The 22260-nt window shown below is 44.8% G+C and carries 22 protein-coding genes; 19 read left to right on the forward strand and 3 right to left on the reverse strand.

Going from position 1 to position 22260, the window contains the following annotated elements:
- Nucleotides 1–5: 5 nt before the first annotated feature.
- Nucleotides 6–905, reverse strand: coding sequence for a LysR family transcriptional regulator (locus DPF93_RS06475; RefSeq protein WP_114765393.1), 900 nt, complete (start codon nt 903–905; stop codon nt 6–8).
- A 159-nt stretch (nt 906–1064) separates the two neighbouring features.
- On the opposite strand from DPF93_RS06475, the gene DPF93_RS06480 reads away from it, so the two are divergent.
- The 7 genes from DPF93_RS06480 (at nt 1065) to DPF93_RS06510 (ending at nt 9002) form a co-directional block, all read left to right on the forward strand.
- Nucleotides 1065–1784: an SDR family oxidoreductase gene (locus tag DPF93_RS06480; protein WP_114765394.1), complete on the forward strand. Its 720-nt coding sequence runs from the start codon at nt 1065–1067 to the stop codon at nt 1782–1784.
- A 535-nt stretch (nt 1785–2319) separates the two neighbouring features.
- Nucleotides 2320–3942: an ABC transporter substrate-binding protein gene (locus tag DPF93_RS06485; protein WP_114765427.1), complete on the forward strand. Its 1623-nt coding sequence runs from the start codon at nt 2320–2322 to the stop codon at nt 3940–3942.
- Nucleotides 3943–4044: 102 nt separating this feature from the next.
- Nucleotides 4045–4965 (forward strand): oligopeptide ABC transporter permease OppB, encoded by a 921-nt coding sequence (gene oppB / locus DPF93_RS06490; RefSeq protein WP_114765395.1) that lies wholly within the window; start codon nt 4045–4047, stop codon nt 4963–4965.
- A gap of 15 nt (nt 4966–4980) precedes the next feature.
- Nucleotides 4981–5883, forward strand: coding sequence for an oligopeptide ABC transporter permease OppC (gene oppC, locus DPF93_RS06495; protein ID WP_075648685.1), 903 nt, complete (start codon nt 4981–4983; stop codon nt 5881–5883).
- A gap of 24 nt (nt 5884–5907) precedes the next feature.
- A complete protein-coding gene (oppD, locus tag DPF93_RS06500) occupies nt 5908–6879 on the forward strand; it encodes an ABC transporter ATP-binding protein (protein WP_075648684.1) in 972 nt (323 codons plus the stop codon).
- The gene (gene oppF, locus DPF93_RS06505) at nt 6876–7868 is read left to right on the forward strand and encodes a murein tripeptide/oligopeptide ABC transporter ATP binding protein OppF (RefSeq protein WP_164675326.1); all 993 of its coding nucleotides are present in this window, start codon (nt 6876–6878) and stop codon (nt 7866–7868) included. The genes oppD and oppF overlap by 4 nt, the downstream gene beginning before the upstream one ends.
- A 183-nt stretch (nt 7869–8051) precedes the next feature.
- Nucleotides 8052–9002: a glutathione S-transferase family protein gene (locus DPF93_RS06510; protein ID WP_114765397.1), complete on the forward strand. Its 951-nt coding sequence runs from the start codon at nt 8052–8054 to the stop codon at nt 9000–9002.
- A 62-nt stretch (nt 9003–9064) separates the two neighbouring features.
- Here the strand turns inward: DPF93_RS06510 and DPF93_RS06515 are convergent, their stop codons facing one another.
- Complete coding sequence (locus DPF93_RS06515; RefSeq protein WP_114765398.1) at nt 9065–9301, reverse strand: TIGR02647 family protein; 237 nt, start codon at nt 9299–9301, stop codon at nt 9065–9067.
- A gap of 438 nt (nt 9302–9739) precedes the next feature.
- On the opposite strand from DPF93_RS06515, the gene focA reads away from it, so the two are divergent.
- Both focA and DPF93_RS21285 read left to right on the forward strand, forming a co-directional pair.
- A complete protein-coding gene (focA, locus tag DPF93_RS06520; RefSeq protein ID WP_114765428.1) occupies nt 9740–10591 on the forward strand; it encodes a formate transporter FocA in 852 nt (283 codons plus the stop codon).
- 62 nt (nt 10592–10653) lie between these two features.
- A complete protein-coding gene (locus DPF93_RS21285) occupies nt 10654–10791 on the forward strand; it encodes a hypothetical protein (RefSeq protein ID WP_164675327.1) in 138 nt (45 codons plus the stop codon).
- Nucleotides 10792–10981: 190 nt separating this feature from the next.
- Here DPF93_RS21285 and DPF93_RS06525 read toward each other — a convergent pair whose 3' ends face one another.
- Nucleotides 10982–11773 (reverse strand): ABC transporter permease, encoded by a 792-nt coding sequence (locus DPF93_RS06525; protein WP_114765399.1) that lies wholly within the window; start codon nt 11771–11773, stop codon nt 10982–10984.
- A gap of 438 nt (nt 11774–12211) precedes the next feature.
- On the opposite strand from DPF93_RS06525, the gene torE reads away from it, so the two are divergent.
- The 10 genes from torE to ybgE all read left to right on the forward strand — a co-directional run bounded on the left by torE (nt 12212) and on the right by ybgE (nt 22199).
- Complete coding sequence (gene torE, locus DPF93_RS06530; RefSeq protein WP_005450728.1) at nt 12212–12391, forward strand: trimethylamine N-oxide reductase system protein TorE; 180 nt, start codon at nt 12212–12214, stop codon at nt 12389–12391.
- A gap of 50 nt (nt 12392–12441) precedes the next feature.
- Nucleotides 12442–13626 carry a pentaheme c-type cytochrome TorC gene (torC, locus tag DPF93_RS06535; protein WP_114765400.1) on the forward strand — a complete coding sequence of 395 codons (1185 nt, stop codon included), beginning with the start codon at nt 12442–12444 and terminating at the stop codon, nt 13624–13626.
- Between the two features lie 25 nt (nt 13627–13651).
- Nucleotides 13652–16114: a trimethylamine-N-oxide reductase TorA gene (gene torA, locus DPF93_RS06540; protein ID WP_114765401.1), complete on the forward strand. Its 2463-nt coding sequence runs from the start codon at nt 13652–13654 to the stop codon at nt 16112–16114.
- A 158-nt stretch (nt 16115–16272) separates the two neighbouring features.
- Nucleotides 16273–16794, forward strand: coding sequence for a crossover junction endodeoxyribonuclease RuvC (gene ruvC / locus DPF93_RS06545; protein ID WP_114765402.1), 522 nt, complete (start codon nt 16273–16275; stop codon nt 16792–16794).
- 74 nt (nt 16795–16868) lie between these two features.
- Entirely contained in the window at nt 16869–17486 is a 618-nt protein-coding gene (gene ruvA, locus DPF93_RS06550) for a Holliday junction branch migration protein RuvA (RefSeq protein WP_075648000.1), read from the forward strand.
- A gap of 21 nt (nt 17487–17507) precedes the next feature.
- Nucleotides 17508–18512 carry a Holliday junction branch migration DNA helicase RuvB gene (gene ruvB / locus DPF93_RS06555; RefSeq protein WP_114765403.1) on the forward strand — a complete coding sequence of 335 codons (1005 nt, stop codon included), beginning with the start codon at nt 17508–17510 and terminating at the stop codon, nt 18510–18512.
- Between the two features lie 531 nt (nt 18513–19043).
- On the forward strand, nt 19044–20630 hold the full coding sequence (gene cydA, locus DPF93_RS06560) for a cytochrome ubiquinol oxidase subunit I (protein ID WP_114765404.1): 1587 nt from the start codon (nt 19044–19046) through the stop codon (nt 20628–20630).
- 17 nt (nt 20631–20647) lie between these two features.
- A complete protein-coding gene (cydB, locus tag DPF93_RS06565) occupies nt 20648–21784 on the forward strand; it encodes a cytochrome d ubiquinol oxidase subunit II (protein ID WP_075647997.1) in 1137 nt (378 codons plus the stop codon).
- Nucleotides 21785–21796: 12 nt separating this feature from the next.
- Nucleotides 21797–21904 (forward strand): cytochrome bd-I oxidase subunit CydX, encoded by a 108-nt coding sequence (cydX, locus tag DPF93_RS06570; protein WP_000270284.1) that lies wholly within the window; start codon nt 21797–21799, stop codon nt 21902–21904.
- Nucleotides 21897–22199, forward strand: coding sequence for a cyd operon protein YbgE (gene ybgE, locus DPF93_RS06575; protein WP_114765405.1), 303 nt, complete (start codon nt 21897–21899; stop codon nt 22197–22199). Before cydX ends, ybgE begins: the two co-directional genes overlap by 8 nt.
- Nucleotides 22200–22260 lie beyond the last annotated feature (61 nt).

A 22260-nucleotide genomic window follows, 5' to 3' on the forward strand; every position in this document is an offset into this window, starting at 1 on the left:
CTGACTTAACGCTTTGCTTCAAACCAAGCTGTTACAAAATCAACAAACACTCTGAGACGCTTAGGTTGATAGCGGTCTTTGTGGAAAATCAGGGAAAAGGGCACACTAGGAATACGCCATTGCGGCATAACAGTCATTAATACTCCACTATTAATTTCCGTCTCACAATAGACTTTTGGTACACGGATCAGACCATTACCAAGTAAGCTAGCCTTAATAAGTGCTCGTCCATTTTTACAAGTGAATTTGCCTTTTACGTGAATATCGTAATGTTTGCTGGATTCGCTGGCATGGATAAAACTCCATTTAGTAACAGAGCCAGTTAAAGCACGGTGGTTGCTGAGCTCTTTTGGATGCTCAGGATTGCCAAAGCGTTTGATATAGTCAGGGCTGGCTAAGGTCACCATATCGATCGTCATAAGACGTTTGGCAATAAAACCGGCGTCTTCAAGTTCACCCATCCGAAAGGCGACATCAAATTGATCTTCAATTAGATCGATGCGCGGACTGGAGAAATCTAAATCGACGGTGACTTGCGGGTATAGCTGCATAAATTCACTAATGGCTTGTGCGACGAGCTCTTCTCCTAAATAACCACCGACACAATTGACACGAATTAAACCTTGTACCTTTTTGGTGTCATCGACGGCGGCGATGACTGCTTGATCGATAAGTTGTAATGCTGACTCACACTGATTGAAAAAGCGCGTTCCCGCTTGGGTCAAACGAAGCGTCCTTGTGGTTCGTGTGAGTAAAGTTACCCCCATTTGTTTTTCCAAGGCGCTAATTTGTCTTGATACATGCGAGCGCGATACTTCGAGTGCTTCGGCTGCTTTAGTAAAGTTACCGAGTTTGGCGATCAGCACAAATGAACGAATGTCGGCTAGGTTGACATTATTTAACACAGCTAAGCTCCAGAAATTTTTGGAAAGTATGGCATATTGTTGCAGCACTGCAACAGTGTTTGAACTTAAATGCTATATATCAACTATCAATCAATGACTACTATTCTCTTATCGCCGCACAACACTCGTCGGCTAAACAAATAATGATTGGAGAGAACCATGAAAAAGTTAGTTGTAATCACAGGTGCAAGTTCTGGTATTGGTGAAGCGATTGCGCGTCGTTTGAATGCGGCAGGTCATCCTCTGTTACTGATTGCTCGTCGAGTTGAGCGCCTACAAGCGTTGCAACTAGAGAATACAATGTGCGAGAAAGTTGATGTGCTAGATAAGGCATCGTTTGAAGCGGCGATTGCAAAGGCGGAGCAGCAATTTGGTCCAACAGATTGTATCGTAAATAATGCAGGCGTGATGTTATTGAGTGAGCTAGACGTGCAAGATCCAAATGAGTGGAAGCGCATGTTCGATGTTAACGTGATTGGCTTGATGAATGGTATGCAAGCGGTGTTAGCACCGATGAAGCAGCGTCGCAGCGGTACTATCATCAATGTTAGCTCAGTTGCAGGTCGCAAAACTTTCCCAAATCATGCGGCGTATTGCGGTACTAAATTTGCGGTACATGCGATTTCTGAAAACGTGCGTGAAGAAGTGGCAAACTTTGATGTTCGCGTAACAACCATTGCTCCGGGAGCGGTTGAAACGGAACTACTTTCACACACATCGTCTGATGAAATCAAAGCTGGCTACGATAGCTGGAAAGAGGACATGGGTGGAGTATTAGCGGCAGATGATATCGCTCGCGCAGTAGAATATGCTTACAACCAACCTCAAGGTGTGTGTGTGCGTGAAATCGTTATCGCACCGACTCGTCAACAGCCTTAATTTCGATCTTAATTCCAATTCAAAGCCCCTAGTTTAGGGGCTTTTTGTCATTTTGAATAAATAGACGTCATTACGAACTATTTATTCAATCAGCTGAGTCTGTTGTTCCTAAGAGGTTATGTGACTTAGTTCTCAGTTAGTTAATCTGACTTTATTGAATGTGTTATTTTTAATCGAAACCGTAAAACTAATGTTAATCAAATATTATTTTACGTGGTATAAGATGCTAGTTAAAAGTACATTTGAAGATTGTTTGGTGGTTAAGCCTGCTGGTTTAGATGATATCCACTAATAATGTCATTTAATTAACGATCTATAGATTTATTTACTGTTCGTTAATCATAACCGAAGAATTATTCTATTTTTTAATACATTTTAATGGCAAATCACTTCGATGATTGATAATGTGTGCGCAACCTTTGTATGTTTTTAGAGTAATCTGCTGCCATTGTGAGCGGAGTCACTTTAAATCACTGCCGTTCAGTAATCATACAGAGTAGTCATGGATGCAAATGAAAAACTTGGAGTTTTACGCATGTATAAGAATAAAATCACGCAAGCCCTCCTTCTAGGTGCTGGTCTAGCAATGGCCTCTACTGCAACTTTCGCTGCTGATGTTCCTGCCGGCGTTAAACTAGCTGACAAACAAGAGCTAGTGCGCGGCAACGGTACTGAAGTAGCAACAATTGACCCGCATAAATCTCAAGGTGTTCCTGAGTCACACGTAATTCGTGATTTGTTGGAAGGTCTTGTGAGCCAAGACGCTGATGGCAACACAATTCCTGGTGTTGCTGAGAGCTGGGAAACTGCAGACAACAAAACTTTCACTTTCCACCTTCGCAAAGATGCTAAATGGTCAAACGGCGATCCTGTAACTGCCGATGACTTTGTCTACAGCTTCCAACGTGCAGTTGATCCAAATACCGCTTCTCCGTACTCATGGTACATGGAATACACTAAGATGAAGAACGCGAAAGCGATCATCGCGGGTGAAGCAGACAAGTCGACACTGGGTGTTAAAGCGCTTGATGATCAAACTCTAGTGGTTGAGCTTGATTCAGCGGTTCCATACTTTGTCATGATGATGGGTCACACAACAACCAAACCAGTTCACAAAGCGACGGTTGAAAAATATGGCGATCAATGGACCAAGCCAGAAAACTTCGTTGGTAACGGTGCGTTTGTTGTCGATAAGTGGGTTGTGAACGAGCGTCTAGTGCTTAAGCGTAACGGCCAATACTGGAATGATGACAAGACGGTTCTAAATAAAGTCACTTTCCTACCGATCGAAAACCAAGTATCGGAAATGAACCGCTTCCTAGCTGGCGAGATTGACTTTACGAACGAGCTACCGTTAGAGCACTACAAGCGTCTAACGAAAGAGCACCCAGAATCAGTGTCTGTAGTGGGCAACCTATGTACTTACTACTACCTATTTAACACTAAGAAAGCGCCGTTTGATGACGTACGTGTTCGCCAAGCGATTTCTTACACCATCGACCGTAACATTGTTGCAAATGCAATCATGGGTCAAGGTCAAAAACCAGCTTACTTCCTGACGCCAGAAATCACGGCGGGCTTTGAGCCAGAAATGCCTGTTTACGGCAAAATGTCGCAAAAAGAGCGTAATGCAGAAGCTCAGCGTCTGCTAGAAGAAGCGGGTTACGGCAAAGACAACCCACTAAACTTCTCACTGCTTTACAACACTTCAGAGAACCACAAGAAAGTTGCTGTAGCACTTGGCTCTATGTGGAAGAAAACTCTGGGCGTAAACGTAACGCTTGAGAACCAAGAGTGGAAAACTTACCTATCAACGAAAGACTCTGGTGATTTCCAAGTAGCTCGTGCAGGTTGGTGTGGCGACTACAATGAAGCGTCATCTTTCCTAACGCTAATGAAGAGTGGTAACACAACTGGTGGTATCCACTACGACAGCAAAGCGTACGATGAGTTAATGGAAAAAGCGATCACATCTAAGTCAGAAGCAGAGCGCAAAGCGCTTTATGCGGAAGCTGAGAAATTGATGGCGAAAGATATGCCAATCGCGCCTATCTACCAGTATGTTAAATCACGTTTACTTTCTCCAAAGGTTGGCGGCTTCCCAGCTAACAACCCAGAAGAGAAGATCTACTCGAAAGATCTATACATCATCGAGTAATCGCTCCACATAATAGAACTATAACTATATAGGCGCTGCGCGTGAGTAATCACGCGTAGGGTCTTCTTACATTTAATTGTCACAGACTGAAAGAGTGAGTTTATGCTTAAATTCATCGCTAAAAGGATATTTGAGGCGATCCCAACGATGTTGGTTCTGATCACCGTATCTTTCTTTCTCATGCGTTTCGCTCCGGGTAACCCGTTCTCAAGCGAGCGTCCTTTGCCACCAGAAGTAATGGCGAACATCGAAGCCAAATATGGTCTAGATAAGCCTGTTTCTGAGCAATATTTCACATACTTAACCAATGTCATCCAAGGTGACTTTGGTCCGTCATTTAAATACCTAGATTATTCGGTAAACGAGTTAATCTCAGTGGCGTTACCTGTTTCTGCTAAAGTGGGTGCAATTGCCTTTATCTTTACAGTTATCTTAGGGGTAACGGTCGGAACCATTGCTGCGTTAAGGCAAAATACCTGGGTAGACTACGCTGTTATGTCGACGGCGATGCTGGGTGTTGTTTTGCCATCTTTCGTGTTAGCACCAGCACTTATCTACATCTTCTCTTTGAACCTAAAATGGCTGCCTGCTGGTGGTTGGCTCGACGGCTCTTGGCAATATTTGATTCTGCCAGTGATCGCCATGTCATTGCTGTACGTGGCAACCTTTGCTCGTATCACGCGTGGCTCGATGATTGAGACTCTAAATAGTAACTTTATCCGTACTGCTCGCGCTAAAGGTTTAAGTTACCGCTACATCATAATTAAACATGCCCTAAAACCTGCTTTGCTTCCTGTTGTGTCATACATGGGACCGGCATTTGTTGGCATTATCACAGGTTCGGTTGTAGTTGAGACCATCTTTGGTCTGCCAGGTATTGGTAAGCTGTTTGTTAACGCTGCCTTTAACCGTGACTACTCGCTAGTAATGGGGGTAACCATTTTGATTGGTTTCCTATTCATTTTGTTCAACGCTATCGTTGATATCTTGCTAGCTATGATCGATCCGAAGATTCGCTACTAACAGGGATGTATGGTTATGTTAACGAAAAAAGAAAACCTTGAAGCGATCGAGAAATTCTCAGAGAACCTAGAAATCGAAGGTCGTAGTTTGTGGCAAGACGCCCGTATTCGTTTTATGCGTAATAAAGCGGCGATGGTGAGCTTGTTTATTCTAACTCTTATGACATTGGCTGTTATTTTCCTGCCAATGGTGGCGCCATACGCATTTGATGATACCGATTGGTATGCCATGCATGTGGGTCCAAATGCTGAACACTGGTTCGGTACCGATTCACTAGGGCGTGACCTGTACGTACGTACTCTGATTGGTGGACGTATCTCGCTGATGGTTGGCGTAATGGGTGCGTTAGTTGCGGTATTAATTGGTACGCTTTACGGCGCGGCTTCTGGCTTCATCGGCGGTAAAGTTGACCGTATTATGATGCGTATTCTAGAGATCCTTTACGCAGTACCATTTATGTTCCTAGTTATCGTACTAGTAACATTCTTCGGTCGTAATATTGTTCTTATCTTCGTCGCGATCGGTGCGATTGCATGGCTAGACATGGCGCGTATTGTGCGTGGTCAAACGCTGAGCTTGCGTAGCAAAGAGTTTATCGAAGCGGCACACGTTTCTGGTGTGAGCCAGTGGAAGATCATTACACGTCATATCGTACCAAACGTACTGGGTATCGTTGCTGTTTACTCAACGCTGCTGATCCCAAGCATGATTTTGACTGAATCATTCCTTTCATTCCTTGGTCTTGGTGTTCAAGAACCTATGACTAGTTGGGGCGCACTGCTACAAGAAGGTGCACAGACAATGGAAGTAGCAATCTGGCAGTTGGCTTTCCCAGCCCTGTTTATGGTTGTGACGCTATTCTGTTTCAACTACGTAGGTGACGGTCTGCGCGATGCGCTGGATCCAAAAGACAGATAATTTATAAAGATTAAGGAAGCGACTATGAGCTTATTAGATGTCAAAGATCTGCGCGTCGAATTCACCACTCAAGATGGTATCGTAACCGCAGTAAACGATTTGAACTTCTCACTAAACCAAGGTGAAACCTTAGGTATCGTAGGTGAGTCAGGTTCTGGTAAATCACAAACCGTATTCTCTATCATGGGGCTGCTGGCTAAAAACGGTAAGATCTCAGGTAGCGCAAAGTTTGAAGGTAAAGAGATCCTCAACCTGCCGGAAAAAGAACTCAACAAAGTTCGTGCTGAGCAGATTGCGATGATCTTCCAAGACCCAATGACTTCGTTAAACCCATACATGAAAGTTAGTGATCAGCTAATGGAAGTATTAATGCTGCACAAAGGCATGGGTAAAGCAGAAGCATTTGAAGAGTCAGTACGTATGCTGGAAGCGGTAAAAATTCCAGAAGCGCGTAAGCGTATCACTATGTACCCACATGAGTTTTCAGGCGGTATGCGTCAGCGTGTAATGATCGCAATGGCGCTGCTATGTCGTCCGAAACTGCTGATTGCAGATGAACCAACCACCGCACTCGACGTGACAGTTCAGGCGCAGATCATGGATTTGCTCAACGAGCTTAAGCGTGAGTTCAACACGGCGATCATCATGATCACCCACGATTTGGGTGTGGTAGCCGGTTCATGTGACAAAGTACTCGTGATGTATGCGGGGCGTACCATGGAGTATGGCACCGTTGATGAAATATTCTACAACCCAAGCCACCCTTACGCGGAAGGTCTGCTAAAAGCGATTCCACGTTTGGATACTGAAGGTGAAATTCTGCCAACTATCCCTGGCAACCCACCAAACCTATTGCGTTTGCCACCGGGCTGTCCATACCAAGAGCGTTGTCATCGTGCTCTGGATCGTTGTAAGCGTGAAGCGCCAATCCTGTTGCCATTTGGCGACGGTCGCCAACGTGCTTGTTTTTCTGAATGGGAGGCTTGGAGCAAATGAGTGTAGATAAAAAATTACTGTTAGATGTAAAAGAGCTGAAAGTTCACTTTAGCATTGCTGCTAAGTCTGCGTGGCCGTGGAGCAAACCATCAAACCTTAAAGCGGTAGATGGCGTTAACGTGCGTCTTTATGAAGGTGAAACGCTTGGCGTAGTAGGTGAGTCTGGTTGTGGTAAGTCGACTTTTGCTCGCGCGATCATCGGTCTGGTTGAAGCAACTGACGGTGAAGTGGTTTGGCTTGGGCAAGATCTAACCAAGATGAAAGAAGTGCAGCGCCGTGAAACTCGTAAAGAGATTCAGATGATCTTCCAAGATCCACTGGCGTCCCTAAACCCACGTATGACGGTGGGTGACATCATCGCTGAGCCGTTAGAAACCTTCTACCCAGAGCTTTCTAAACAAGAAGTCAAAGATCGCGTTAAAGAGATGATGGCAAAGGTAGGTCTATTGCCAAACGTGATCAACCGTTACCCACATGAGTTCTCGGGCGGTCAGTGTCAGCGTATTGGTATTGCACGTGCGCTGATTTTAAAACCTAAGATGATCATCTGTGATGAACCAGTATCGGCGCTTGATGTATCGATTCAGGCTCAGGTAGTGAACCTACTTAAAGAACTGCAAAAAGAGCTGGGTCTCTCTCTAGTCTTCATTGCGCACGATTTGTCGGTGGTTAAACATATCTCAGACCGTGTGTTAGTGATGTACTTAGGTAACGCCGTTGAGCTTGGTGAGTCGGAAGCGTTATTTGCCGATCCTAAACACCCATATACACGCGCCTTGATGTCTGCCGTGCCGATTCCTGATCCGGCAATTGAGCGCAGTAAAAAAATTCAGATGTTGGAAGGTGATTTACCGTCGCCAATTAACCCACCGTCTGGTTGTGTTTTCCGCACGCGTTGTCCTGAAGCGACTCAAGCTTGTGCGCAAACAAAACCGACAATTCAAGGTTCTGACGTACACGCGGTTTCTTGTTTAAACGTGAGCGTTTAATCCCTATTCAGCCTGTGACAGGCCAGAGCGCGGTTGATCCATAAGCCGCGCTTTTTTTATGCCCGCAATTTATGTTGATAACAGGGATTGTTAGAAAAATTTGAATAACTTGCCCAACTTCTTGTGATTCACCCATCGGTATCAATAGATATACTGAATGAAACTGAAAGGGGAGTAGAGCGAATGGGAAAACTAGTTGAAGGCGTTTGGCATGATGTTTGGTACGAAACCAAAGCCAATGGTGGAAAATTTACTCGAGAAGATGCCGGGTTTCGTGACTGGATTGAGAATAAAGCTGATGCCAAGTTTCAGCCAGAAAGTGGACGCTATCATCTCTATGTTTCACTCGCTTGTCCATGGGCTCACCGAACACTGATTTTTCGCGCTCTCAAGGGCTTAGAACAACATATCGACGTGACAGTCGTTTGCCCTGATATGCTTGCTGAAGGCTGGCAAATGGGTCTGCCTGAGCCGCTGTTTGGTCACAAGCGTCTACACCAAATCTACACACAAGCTAAACCTGACTACACAGGTCGCGTCACCGTACCAGTACTTTGGGACAAAAAGCACAACACTATTGTTAGTAATGAGTCTTCTGAAATTATTCGTATGTTCAACAGCGAATTTAACCATCTAACAGACAATAACTTGGATTTCTATCCCAAGCATTTACGTGCGCTCATTGATGAATGGAATGCGTTTATCTACCCCAACATTAACAATGGTGTCTACCGCTGTGGTTTTGCGACCAGTCAAGAGGCATATGAGGAAGCATACGATAATCTTTTTATTGCCTTAGACAAAGTCGAGCAGCATTTGTCGACTCACCGCTTTCTTGCTGGAGAGCAGATCACCGAAGCAGATTGGCGTCTGTTTACAACCTTAGTGCGTTTTGATGCTGTGTACGTTGGGCATTTTAAATGCAACAAACAACGTATCGCTGACTATCCGAACTTACAAGGCTATCTTAAAGAGCTGTATCAGGTTAAGGGCGTTAAACAGACGACGGACTTTTATCATATCAAGCGTCATTACTATTTTAGCCACACAGGTATCAACCCTACTCAAGTTGTGCCGAAAGGACCTGATTTGGACTTAGACTCGCCCCACGGTAGGGAAGGCGTTGGACGCTAGTCGTAAAGACGAAAAAAGCCGATATTGTATTCGCAATATCGGCTTTTCTTTTTGTTCAAAGATTAGTTACTAGAGATAACTCGAAGGATCTTATCTGCATGTTCTGCAACTTCGATGCCTTCATCTGTTAGGTAGCCACCATCTGGCAGTGTGCAAAGACCTTTCTCGTATAGGCGTTTAACTGCTTGCTGCATTTCTTCTGACGCGTCACCGTGAACTTTAATGCCAGTAGCTGCGCTACTAAGATCGAATTGCAGTAGCAAATTTAATTCAGAAAGATGTTCTGGCAAGTATTTCATAGTTTGTTCCTTATCGTTAATCATGCTTAAGCAAGCTTAAACAGAGCTGATGTGTTTTGCCTGCGTTGTTGCTTAAGAAACTTCAAAGTACTGCTAATAGTAGGATGAAACAATGATATTGGATGAGAATTGTTAGCTAACCCATAAAAGTAGAATATTGCATAACAAAGTGCTTTATTATGAAAAATTAGCCTAAAGAGCGGAAAAAGCAAATATTACACTTTTATTAAAATATCAAAGCATTGATTTTTTTGGTTAAAATGACTTTTTGTTGACTTTGTTTTAGCTAAATTTGCTTATCACTTTTAATGAAATTCATGTGTAGTTTGTCTCGTTACAAACATTTTCAGTTAACTATAAAATTAGTACTTGAATAAAGTCACATTTAGGAGGAGTATTCGCGACCACTTATTCCCCGCTTCAAATTGTTAACCCATGATAAACTTGAACCAATTTGACTCTCTATTGCCGCCACAAATGGCTGAACGCGCAGCGGAAATTGGCCTTGGCAAAGCAACTAAAGATCCAATGAAATCTCTGTTACTAGCAATCTCTGCTGGTATTCATATTGGTATCGCCTTCATCTTTTATACCACAGTGACCACCGGTGCCTCTGAAATGGCATGGGGTATGAGTCGCTTAATTGGTGGTATCGCCTTTAGTTTGGGTTTGATCCTAGTGGTTGTCACGGGGGGAGAGCTATTTACCAGTTCGGTGCTTACCTTAGTTGCGCGAGCAAGTGGCAAGATCACTTGGGGTATGCTGTTCAAAAACTGGTGTGTGGTTTATGTCGGCAACCTGATTGGTGCGCTGCTGCTGGTTGGTTGTATGCTGGTCACTAAACAGTATATGTTCGGTCATGGTGAAGTGGGCTTAAATGCAATGGCAATATCACAGCACAAGCTACACCATGGTTTCTTCCAAGCGGTTGCGCTGGGCATTATGTGTAATGTACTGGTTTGTATCGCAGTATGGATGACGTTCAGTGGTCGTACTCTGACTGATAAGATCATGGTTATGATCTTGCCAGTGGCTATGTTTGTTTCTGCTGGTTTTGAGCACTGTATTGCGAACATGTTCCAAGTACCGATGGCGATTGGTATCAAAACCTTTGCTCCTGCCGAGTTTTGGCAAATGACAGGTGCGAACATTGCCGATTACGCTGACCTAAACGTGGTTGATTTTATCCTTAACAACCTGATCCCAGTTACATTAGGCAACATTATTGGTGGCGGATTGTTCGTTGGTATGTGGTACTGGCTGATTTATCTGCGTGACGACATTCATTGATTGTCGTTGGTATAAAGAAGGGCTCGCTTAGGCGGGCCTTTTTTACATCCATTGGACGTCAAGTGTCTCGACTAGCTTTGGTGGGAGACTATAAGCCTCATTATGTTGTACCAGTTCGCGGGGCTTGTCGACCAACCAGTTCTTCTGATCGTCTTGCTCTAAAGCGTGAAGATGGCGAAGAGTCGTTTGTTTTTCGTTGAGGGTGCGTTGCATAACTTATCCTTAAAAATCCATTTTTGTGCAATGTGGTCGAATTTTAGGCAGGGATAATTGCAAACAAATGACACTAAACTTGGATAAAAAATGATCTTTCCCATAACTGCCTACAACCTTATCCACAGATTCTGTGGATAAGATCCTACATAGTCCGTGAGCATCTGAAATTTAAGGTTATTTTTTGAGCGGACTTGCCAACACTCGTCCCTGTTTATTAATACAGCGAGTGATAGTCAAACTCAGTGTTATCGCAACTGAAACAGATAGCATGACAAAGATCGCCACCATGATCATCAGTTGATATTTAATCGCGACAACCGGACTTGTTCCGCCAAGAATTTGCCCAGTCATCATTCCCGGCAGGGTGACGAGTCCCATCGTGCTCATGGAAGCAAGTGAAGGGGCGAGTGATTTCTGCAACGCTTCTTGAACAAAAGGCAGCATGGCGTATTTAGGGGCAGCGCCGAGCGAGATGGCTGCTTCATACTCATCTCGCCTTTGCTCTAAACAGGCAAACAGGTTTTGCAATGCAATGATATTGCCACTGAGACAGTTACCAAGCAGCATACCAGCAAGTGGAATAAGGTATTGTGCATTGTAGTAGGGAACGGGCTTGATGATAGATAAGCAGAGAAAAGTGAGTAGGGGCAGCAGCCCAACCACAAGGCCCGATATGACCGGAAGTAATAGCTTATTTTTCGGCAATCTAGCTTTACTAACAATTGAGCTAGAACCAACGAGCAGCATGATAGCCAACCAAAGTAGGTTTAAATATAAGTTATTGATTAAAAATAAATATTCTAAATATATTCCCACTAATATGAGTTGCAAGCACATGCGGGATACACTGATGACAAGCTCCGTTTCGATACGCAACTTGAAATGCCGACTGATGGCTAATGGCACCAGCAAAGTACCGAAAAACAGCGCGAGAATTAACCAATCAATATCGACAACAGATGACATAAAACCTCTCCTTGCAAGTTTGCGATTGTAACTTAATTGAGTCGGTTTGGAGATGGAGATTTTCGTTTACATCACTTTCTCGGCAAGAGTAAATATGTTACCTATTATTAACAAGTAAATAACTTTGAATAAGTTGGTCATTTGAAATAGCTGTAAAATTCGACAGTTTTACATGTGATATTGATCACATTAGAATGGCGATAAATCACAGAAATGCTGTTAACAATTATTCACAAAAACATGCATTTTTACACATGACTTTTTATTCAAACACATCTCTGGTTCAACTCAAAAAAGTAGTGATTAAAAGGGCTTGGAGAGGAGTAATTGATTGAACCCTATAAAGAGTATGGTCTAAAATTTTTATCAGAAACAGTCGAACAGTCAGCTCTAATTGCGGGGTTGATAAATAACACTAAGTACACGATAGGCAAATGTATGAGTGATGTTAACAAAATTGAGAGTGGTGAAAAACGCTCACTGGAGTGGAAGTCTTTCCTCTTCATTGCAGTTGTTCTCTTCCCAATCCTAAGTGTGGCGTTCGTAGGCGGCTACGGATTTATTGTTTGGGCACTACAAGTGTTCTTCTTTGGTCCTCCAGGCGCACACGGCATGTAAGCCGTTGAGCTCATGTACACACTTTTGAAAAGATTTTAAGAGAGCAAGCAATGAAATCATTAATCATTAAACTGTGGCGCACTATGACGCGTCCAGCGGTTCATATCAGCCTTGGTGTTCTAACCATGGGTGGTTTTATCGCTGGTGTGATTTTCTGGGGTGGTTTTAACACTGCACTAGAAGTGACGAACACAGAAAAATTCTGTATCAGCTGTCACACGATGCGTGACAACGTATACGTTGAGCTACAAGAAACCGTGCACTGGAAAAACCACTCTGGTGTTCGCGCGACTTGTCCAGACTGTCACGTTCCACACAACTGGACTGACAAAATTGCACGTAAAATGCAGGCTTCTAAAGAAGTATTCGCACAAGTATTTGGCAACTACGACGAACCTGGTGTTTTTGAAGAGCGCCGTATCGAACTTGCTAAACACGAATGGGATCGTTTCTCGGCAAACAAATCTCTAGAGTGTAAAAACTGCCACAACTACAACTCAATGGACTTCGAGCAAATGTCTCCAACTGCTCGTATCCAGATGAAGCAAGCTGCTGAGAAAGATCAGAGCTGTGTAGACTGTCACAAAGGTATCGCGCACAAACTTCCTGCGGGTATGGACAGTATCGGTGGTATCGTTGGTGACCTAGAAGGTCTAGCTTCAAACACTAACTACGATGTTGGTCAAACTCTAGTAAGTGTTCGTCACCTACCAATCTACTTCGATGACAAAGGCGAGAAAGAAGCGGGTCTTCTAAACCCTGCGTCAACAGTTAAAGTAATCGCTGATAAAGGCGACTACGCTGAAATCGAGATCGACGGCTGGCGCAAAGCGAAAGGCTTTGGTCGCGTAATCCAAGCTGATTTCGGTAAAAATATCGCAGTGGCATCTCTTCTTAAAGAAGCGTCTACAGACAGCAATGTTGTAACCGCTGGTGAGAAGAAAGTTGACGAACTAACTGGTCTTCCTTGGGAGAAAGTGGCAGCGAAAGTATGGATCAAGAAAGAATCTATGCTAAACGACATCACGCCAGTTTGGGAAAAATCTGCTGAAGCATACAAAACTAACTGTTCAGTATGTCACACTCAACCTGCTGAAGCGCACTTCGATGCGAACACTTGGCCAGGTATGTTTGACGGTATGCTTGCATTCGTTAACCTAGACACAGACAGCGAAGCATTGATTCTGAAGTATCTACAAATGCACTCTTCAGATTTCGTTGAAGGTCACCACTAATAAGCGTCGGATGGAGTAATTTTTAATGGCTATTACACGAAGAAGTTTTCTTAAAGGCGTAGCAACGACAAGTGCAGCGACTGTAATTGGTCCTAGCTTATTAGCGTCTGCTTCGGCTAGTGCAGCTGAGACTACGGGTACTTGGAAAGTAACCGGTTCTCACTGGGGCGCGTTCCGCGCCCACATCTACGCGGGTAAAGTTCAAGAGATCAAACCAATTGAACTAGATAAAAACCCAACTGAGATGCTTAACGGTATCAAAGGCATTATCTACAGCCCATCACGTGTACGTTACCCAATGGTGCGTCTAGATTGGCTGAAAAAACACAAGTACAGCGCTGATACTCGCGGTAACAACCGTTTTATCCGTGTAACTTGGGATGAAGCACTAGACTTGTTCTACCGTGAACTAGAGCGCGTGCAAAAAGACTACGGTCCTTGGGCACTACACGCTGGTCAAACAGGTTGGAACCAAACAGGTGCATTCAACAACTGTACAGCGCACATGCAACGTGCAGTAGGTATGCATGGTAACTTCATCACTAAAGTAGGTGACTACTCTACTGGTGCGGGTCAAACCATCATGCCTTACGTACTAGGCTCAACAGAAGTTTACGCTCAAGGTACATCTTGGTCAGAGATCCTAGAGAACTCAGACAACATCATCCTTTGGGCAAACGACCCAGTGAAAAACCTACAAGTAGGTTGGAACTGTGAAACTCACGAGTCGTTTAAGTACCTAGCACAGCTAAAAGAAAAAGTAGCGAAGGGCGAAATCAATGTTCTTTCTGTTGACCCAGTTAAGAACAAGACTCAACGTTACCTAGAGAACGATCACCTGTACATCAACCCGATGACAGACGTAGCGTTCATGCTGGCAGTTGCTCATACGCTTTACAACGAAAACCTATACGACAAGAAGTTCATTGAAACTTACTGTCTAGGTTTCGAAGATTTCATCAAGTACGTTCAAGGCGAAACGAAAGATAAAGTAGTTAAGACTCCTGAGTGGGCGGCAGAGATCTGTGGCGTTAAAGCTGACAAGATCCGCGAATTCGCACGCATGCTAGTAAACGGTCGTACACAGATCCTTATGGGTTGGTGTATCCAACGTCAAGAGCACGGTGAACAGCCATACTGGGCAGCAGCAGTAGTTGCAGCAATGGTTGGTCAAATCGGTCTACCTGGCGGTGGTATCTCTTACGGTCACCACTACTCAAGTATCGGTGTACCTTCAACTGGTTTTGCTGGCCCTGGTGGTTTCCCTCGTAACCTTGACCAAGGTATGAAGCCAAAATGGGACAACAATGACTTTAACGGTTACAGCCGCACAATCCCTGTTGCGCGTTGGATCGACTGTCTACTAGAACCAGGTAAAGAGATCCGTTACAACGGCGGCAAAGTTATCCTGCCAGACTTCAAGATGATGGTGATCTCGGGTTGTAACCCATGGCACCACCACCAAGATCGTAACCGCATGAAGAAAGCGTTTAAGAAGCTTCAGACTGTGGTGACTATCGAGTTTGCTTGGACTGCGACATGTCGTTTCTCTGATATCGTACTTCCTGCATGTACACAGTGGGAACGTAACGACATCGACGTTTACGGTTCGTACTCAAACAAAGGCTTAGTGGCAATGCACCGTCTAGTAGACCCATTGTTCCAATCTAAGACTGACTTCCAAATCATGAGTGAACTAACTCAACGCTTTGGTCGTCGTGACGAGTACACGCGTGGTATGAGCGAAATGGAGTGGATCCAAAGCCTATACAACGACTGTAAAGCAGCGAACAAAGGTAAGTTCGAAATGCCAGAATTCAACGAATTCTGGGAGCAGAGCGTGCTAGACTTTGGTGAAGGTAAACCTTGGGTTCGTCACGCGGACTTCCGCCAAGACCCTGAGATCAACCCACTAGGTACTCCGTCTGGCTTTATCGAGATCACTTCTCGTAAGATCGGTCGTTACGGCTACGAACACTGTCAAGAACACCCAATGTGGTTTGAAAAGACAGAACGTTCACACGGTGGTCCAGGTTCTGAGAAACACCCGTTCTGGCTACAATCTTGCCACCCAGACAAGCGTCTGCACTCACAAATGTGTGAGTCAGAAGAGTTCCGTGCAACTTACGCTGTTCAAGGTCGCGAGCCTGTATACATCAACCCACTTGATGCGAAAGAAAAAGGCATCAAAGATGGTGATCTAGTACGCGTGTTTAACGACCGTGGTCAGCTAATGGCTGGTGCTGTTCTAACTGACAGCTACCCACGTGGCGTTATTCGTATCGAAGAAGGTGCATGGTACGGTCCTCTTAACGAAAAAGAAGGCGCAATCTGTACTTACGGCGATCCAAACACGCTAACGCTAGATATCGGCTCTTCTGAGCTAGCTCAAGCAACGTCTGCAAACACTTGTATCGTTGACTTTGAGAAGTTCAAAGGCAAAGTACCGCCAGTAACTTCATTCGGTGGTCCAATCGAAGTTGCTTAATCGCAAGTTTGATTAAAAAAATTGAAAACCAGCCCTCGGGCTGGTTTTTTTGTGCGCGTCGTTTAGGCAATTGGTCTGGTTGAGTTTGGCTAATGGTCGCCAATCACCAAGGGCTGCTATACACTAGGCGCAGAATAAAGATATTGGTTAGGTTTTTTATGTCCATCATCTTGGGGATAGACCCAGGCTCTCGAATTACTGGTTATGGCGTTATTCGCCAGCAAGGTCGCCATCTTTACTATTTAGGCAGTGGCTGTATTCGTACCTCTGAAAAAGAACTGCCGGGGAGACTTAAACAGATCTATGCCGGCGTTACAGAGATTATTACTCAGTTCCAACCAGACGTATTTGCCATTGAGCAAGTGTTTATGGCGCGTAACGCAGACTCAGCGCTAAAGCTTGGTCAAGCGCGTGGTAGTGCGATTGTGGCAGCAGTGAATGCTGACTTGCCCGTTCATGAGTACGCGGCAAGACTAATCAAACAAGCGGTGACGGGCACAGGTGGCGCGGATAAACAGCAAGTGCAACACATGGTGCAGCAGATGCTCAAATTACCGGCATGCCCACAAGCGGACGCAGCCGATGCACTAGGTGTGGCAATCTGTCATGCTAATACCAATAAAACCTTAATTGCCTTAGCCGGTAAAGCGACCAGCGCGCGTCGTGGGCGCTATCGCTAGTCGAGTTTTTACTGGCTATCCATCCAGTTATTTATTATTATCGAATCAACTTTTTATAACTCTAGGTACCTACCGTGATTGGACGTCTTCGTGGCATCTTGCTAGAAAAGCAACCTCCTGAACTCCTGATTGAAGTCAATGGCATTGGCTATGAAGTGCAAATGCCGATGAGCTGCTTCTATGAACTGCCGAACGTTGGCGAAGAGGCGATCATTTACACTCATTTTGTCGTTCGTGAAGATGCTCAGCTTCTGTATGGGTTCAACACTGTCAAAGAGCGCGCATTATTCCGTGAAGTGATCAAGGCAAACGGCGTCGGTCCAAAACTTGGTTTGGGTATCCTCTCGGGTATGACAGCAACGCAATTTGTTGCTTGTGTAGAGCGTGAAGATATTTCAACGCTAGTAAAACTGCCAGGCGTGGGTAAAAAGACCGCAGAGCGCTTAGTGGTTGAAATGAAAGATCGCCTCAAAGGTTGGAGTGCAGGGGATCTGTTTACGCCATTTACTGATGCTGCGCCACTGGATAACGGTTTGACGCCATCACAAGGCAATGCCGAAGAAGAAGCGGTGAGCGCACTACTTGCGCTGGGCTACAAACCAACCCAAGCTTCTAAAGTAGTATCTCAAGTGCAAAAACCGGGTATGAGCAGCGAAGAGCTGATCCGTGAAGCACTGAAATCCATGGTGTAACCGAGAGTTTAAGGGAACAAGATGATTGAAGCTGACCGCTTAATCGCTCCAGACAATCCAAGCTTTCGCGATGAAGATGTAATTGATCGTGCAATTCGTCCGAAAAAGCTGGCCGACTATCAAGGTCAAGATCACGTGCGCGATCAGATGGAGATCTTCATTAAAGCCGCCAATCTGCGTAGTGAAGCGCTTGATCACTTGCTTATTTTTGGTCCTCCGGGTCTAGGTAAAACAACCTTAGCGAACATTGTTGCTAATGAAATGGGCGTTAATATCCGCACCACTTCTGGTCCTGTGCTCGAGAAAGCAGGGGATTTGGCTGCGCTTCTAACCAACTTAGAAGAAAATGATGTGCTATTTATTGACGAGATCCACCGCTTAAGCCCAATGGTTGAGGAGGTGCTTTATCCGGCAATGGAAGACTACCAGCTTGATATTATGATTGGTGAAGGTCCAGCGGCACGTTCTATTAAAATCGATTTACCCCCGTTTACCTTGATTGGCGCGACCACGCGCGCTGGTTCATTAACTTCACCACTGCGAGACCGTTTTGGTATCACTCAGCGTCTGGAGTACTACAAGGTTAAAGACTTGCAACACATCGTGCAGCGCAGCGCCGATTGTTTAGGACTGTCAATGGAGTCGGAAGGGGCGTTAGAAGTGGCGCGTCGTGCGCGTGGTACACCGCGAATTGCCAACCGACTGCTACGCCGCGTGCGTGACTATGCCGAAGTGAAAGCCGACGGTCATATCAGCGCTGATGTGGCTGACAAAGCACTTAACATGCTGGATGTTGATGCGGAAGGCTTTGACTATATGGACCGCAAGCTCTTGCTAGCGATCATGGAGAAGTTTGGTGGCGGCCCGGTGGGCTTAGATAATATGGCTGCAGCAATCGGTGAAGAGAAAGACACCATCGAGGATGTGCTAGAGCCATATTTAATTCAACAAGGTTACCTGCAACGTACGCCACGCGGACGTATTGCGACCGACAGAGCCTATTTGCACTTCGGCATTGAAAAGTAAACTTTGTTTTCATTTCCGGTAATGAAAGCTCAAGTGTTTGTAATCAAATAAAATAGATTGTGAATGTTTGGGCTTTTTTATTGTTCATTCGTGCTTGACACGAGCTCGATGTGTGTCGAGTCACATTTTTCCAAACCCATCTAATACTTTTTAGGTAAGCAAAAAGCCCCGCTTGTAAAAAGATTGTGATCAAATCACCCCTTCCGACATCTCAATTTCATCTTTTTCTAACATCAAACTTTAATTTAGATTGATTTAGATCAATCTGTGCGTTTTTTGTCCGTTTTTCACGGTTTTTGATTGACGTAGATCAAGACGATTCGCGTTTATAAACCTTTTGAAACATCCCCGTTTTCGCAGTAATATTAGCAATAGCTATATTAGCTGATGCTTAACAATTAACTAACGATTGCAGTACATATTTATAACAATATGGTGTTTTTAGAAACATTTCTCATGGAAGTTCAACGCCTGAGATGCTAAAGCAATGAACGTAAAGCGTGTCTTTCAGCCGACACAATAGGAGTTCTCATGATTGACATAGTTGATCTATCGCGGTTGCAGTTCGCATTAACTGCGATGTATCACTTCCTATTCGTACCATTGACTCTAGGTATGGCATTCCTACTTGCCATCATGGAATCTATGTACGTAATGACCAACAAGCAAATCTATAAGGACATGACCAAGTTCTGGGGTAAGCTGTTTGGTATTAACTTCGCTCTGGGTGTGGCTACCGGCCTTACCATGGAGTTCCAGTTTGGTACTAACTGGTCATACTACTCTCACTATGTAGGTGACATTTTTGGTGCACCTCTTGCCATCGAAGCGCTAGTAGCCTTTTTCTTAGAATCCACTTTCGTAGGCTTATTCTTCTTTGGTTGGGATCGACTGTCGAAACGTCAGCACCTCGCAGTAACTTGGTTAGTTGCTCTAGGTTCTAACTTCTCGGCACTTTGGATTCTTGTTGCGAACGGCTGGATGCAAAACCCAGTAGGCGCAGAATTTAACTTTGAAACCATGCGTATGGAAATGGTGAGCTTCGCTGAAGTTGTACTAAACCCAGTAGCGCAAGTTAAGTTCGTGCATACGGTTGCTTCTGGTTACACTACAGGTGCGATGTTCATTCTAGGCATCAGCTCATGGTACCTGCTAAAAGGTCGTGACGTAGCATTCGCTCGTCGTTCATTTGCTATTGCTGCATCTTTCGGTATGGCTGCAATCCTTTCAACAATCGTTCTTGGTGACGAATCAGGTTACGAGCTAGGTGAAGTGCAAAAAGTGAAGCTAGCAGCAGTTGAAGCTGAATGGCACACCGAGCCAGCACCAGCAGCGTTTACTGTGTTTGGTCTACCAAACCAAGAAACGATGGAAACTGACTTCGCGCTTAAGATCCCTTACGTAATGGGTATCATCGCAACGCGTTCTCTAGACGAGCAAGTAACTGGTCTACGTGACCTACGTGACGATCACGTTGATCGTATCCGTAACGGTATGTATGCATACGAGCTACTTGAGAAGCTACGCGCTGGCGATAAGTCAGAAGCAAACATGGCAGCATTTGATGAAGTGAAAGGTGACCTAGGTTACGGTCTACTTCTAAAACGCTACACAGACAAAGTTGTTGACGCGACTGAAGACCAAATCCAAGCAGCTGCGGATGATTCAATCCCAACTGTATGGCCGCTATTCTGGTCATTCCGTATCATGGTTGCGTGTGGCTTTATCATGCTATTCGTATTTGGTGCGGCATTCGTACAAACTTGTCGTCAGAAGATCGAGCAGAAACCTTGGATTCTGAAAGCAGCACTATTTAGTATTCCACTTCCGTGGATTGCAGTTGAAGCAGGTTGGTTCGTGGCTGAATACGGTCGTCAACCATGGGCAGTAGGTGAAATCCTTCCTGTTCACGTAGCAGCTTCTGCGCTAACAGCAGGTGAGATTTGGACGTCTCTATTTGCAATCCTAGCGCTGTACACTGTGTTCCTAATCGCAGAAGTGTACCTAATGCTGAAATTCGCTCGCAAAGGTCCAAGCAGCCTGAAAACAGGTCGCTACCACTTCGAGCAAAACGCTGACTCTGTTGAAGACAAAGTTAGCCGCCAAGTAGAAGCGTAAGGTTAAGGAGATACATTATGTTTGATTACGAAATCTTGCGACTTATCTGGTGGGTGCTTATCGGCGTTCTGATGGTAGGTTTCGCTATCACTGATGGCTTTGACATGGGCGTTGGCGCGCTTGTGCCAATCATCGGTAAAAACGACACTGAGCGTCGTGTAATGATTAACACTATCGCTCCACACTGGGACGGCAACCAAGTATGGCTAATCACCGCAGGTGGTGCGCTATTCGCTGCTTGGCCACTAGTTTACGCAACGTCATTCTCAGGTTTTTACCTAGCGATGATCCTAACGCTTGCGGCACTTTGGCTACGTCCACTTGGTCTTGACTACCGTTCAAAGATCGAAGACAAAAAATGGCGTCAAACTTGGGACATCTGTATCGCAATCAGTGGTTTCGTTCCACCGCTAATCTTCGGTGTAGCGTTTGGTAACCTACTGCAAGGCGTACCGTTCCAACTTAGCGACTTTATGATGCCAACGTACCACGGTTCATTCTTCGGTCTACTAAACCCATTTGCGATCCTATGTGGTCTAGTAAGTGTGTTTATGATCGTGATGCAAGGTGCAACTTGGCTACAAATGAAGACCACTGATGAAGTACACGTTCGTGCACGTGCAGTTGCTCAACTAATGGGTCTACTGACTGTTGCCGCTTTCGTTGCAGCGGGCTTCTGGATTCAAAACATCGACGGCTACGTGATCACTAGTGTGATCGACACTAACGCAGCATCAAACCCACTGAACAAAGAAGTAATTCGTGAAGCGGGTGCGTGGATGAACAACTTCGAAACTTATCCACTAATGTGGGCAGCACCTGCACTAGGTGTGGCGATGCCACTACTAGCGGTTATCGCGTCACGTTTCGAAAAAGGCGGTTTTGCGTTCCTATTCTCAAGTCTAGGTAACGCAGGTGTGATCCTAACGGCTGGCTTTGCAATGTTCCCATTCGTAATGCCTTCAAGCCTAGTACCTTCACACAGCTTGACTATGTGGGATGCAACTTCATCTGAACTAACACTGAACCTAATGACTGCAGTTGCAGCTGTGTTTGTGCCAGTTATTCTTGGCTACACATCTTGGACTTACTACAAGATGTTCGGTCGCTTGGATAACAAGTTCATTGAAGAAAACAAAAACTCACTTTACTAAGGAGCTATTACTATGTGGTATTTCGCATGGATTCTAGGTGTACTACTTGCTTGTGCATTCGGTATCATCAACGCTCTTTGGTTAGAGCACTCTGAAATGATGGATAAAGACAGTGAGTAATCTCGCTGACTTGATGAGCAAACTACACGCTCCATTAGATAAAACCCTGTTCAGGGTTTTATCTTTGGTGATGGGGTTCTTTCACGTTGCAATGCTGATGTGGAACCCACACGCTTATTCAGAGGCAATCGGCGGCTTCAATGCTGTGATTTCGCCACTGCTAATTTGGGCGGTATGTTCAAGTATGGTGTTTGGCTTGTCATTTAAACCAAGAAATTGGTATTGGCAGGTATTATTCAGCCCATACATAAGCTTAGGCATCTTGAGTTACTTAACAATCGCTTACGTTTTGTAATTCTATTCGCTTAAATATTCATCAAGAAAACATTGAAAAAGCGCCAGTTTTTAGAAGCTGG

This window comes from Vibrio rhodolitus, from assembly GCF_003350325.1.
Taxonomy (GTDB): Bacteria; Pseudomonadota; Gammaproteobacteria; order Enterobacterales; family Vibrionaceae; genus Vibrio; species Vibrio rhodolitus.

Excerpts from the sequence above, each read along its gene's own strand:
- DPF93_RS06480 (WP_114765394.1), top strand. The coding sequence starts at position 1,065 with ATGAAAAAGTTAGTTGTAATCACAGGTGCAAGTTCTGGTATTGGTGAA.
- DPF93_RS06485 (WP_114765427.1), top strand. The coding sequence starts at position 2,320 with ATGTATAAGAATAAAATCACGCAAGCCCTCCTTCTAGGTGCTGGTCTA.
- oppB (WP_114765395.1), top strand. The coding sequence starts at position 4,045 with ATGCTTAAATTCATCGCTAAAAGGATATTTGAGGCGATCCCAACGATG.
- oppC (WP_075648685.1), top strand. The coding sequence starts at position 4,981 with ATGTTAACGAAAAAAGAAAACCTTGAAGCGATCGAGAAATTCTCAGAG.
- oppD (WP_075648684.1), top strand. The coding sequence starts at position 5,908 with ATGAGCTTATTAGATGTCAAAGATCTGCGCGTCGAATTCACCACTCAA.
- oppF (WP_164675326.1), top strand. The coding sequence starts at position 6,876 with ATGAGTGTAGATAAAAAATTACTGTTAGATGTAAAAGAGCTGAAAGTT.
- DPF93_RS06510 (WP_114765397.1), top strand. The coding sequence starts at position 8,052 with ATGGGAAAACTAGTTGAAGGCGTTTGGCATGATGTTTGGTACGAAACC.
- DPF93_RS06515 (WP_114765398.1), bottom strand. The coding sequence starts at position 9,301 with ATGAAATACTTGCCAGAACATCTTTCTGAATTAAATTTGCTACTGCAA.
- DPF93_RS06525 (WP_114765399.1), bottom strand. The coding sequence starts at position 11,773 with ATGTCATCTGTTGTCGATATTGATTGGTTAATTCTCGCGCTGTTTTTC.
- torE (WP_005450728.1), top strand. The coding sequence starts at position 12,212 with ATGAGTGATGTTAACAAAATTGAGAGTGGTGAAAAACGCTCACTGGAG.
- torC (WP_114765400.1), top strand. The coding sequence starts at position 12,442 with ATGAAATCATTAATCATTAAACTGTGGCGCACTATGACGCGTCCAGCG.
- torA (WP_114765401.1), top strand. The coding sequence starts at position 13,652 with ATGGCTATTACACGAAGAAGTTTTCTTAAAGGCGTAGCAACGACAAGT.
- ruvC (WP_114765402.1), top strand. The coding sequence starts at position 16,273 with ATGTCCATCATCTTGGGGATAGACCCAGGCTCTCGAATTACTGGTTAT.
- ruvB (WP_114765403.1), top strand. The coding sequence starts at position 17,508 with ATGATTGAAGCTGACCGCTTAATCGCTCCAGACAATCCAAGCTTTCGC.
- cydA (WP_114765404.1), top strand. The coding sequence starts at position 19,044 with ATGATTGACATAGTTGATCTATCGCGGTTGCAGTTCGCATTAACTGCG.
- cydB (WP_075647997.1), top strand. The coding sequence starts at position 20,648 with ATGTTTGATTACGAAATCTTGCGACTTATCTGGTGGGTGCTTATCGGC.
- cydX (WP_000270284.1), top strand. The coding sequence starts at position 21,797 with ATGTGGTATTTCGCATGGATTCTAGGTGTACTACTTGCTTGTGCATTC.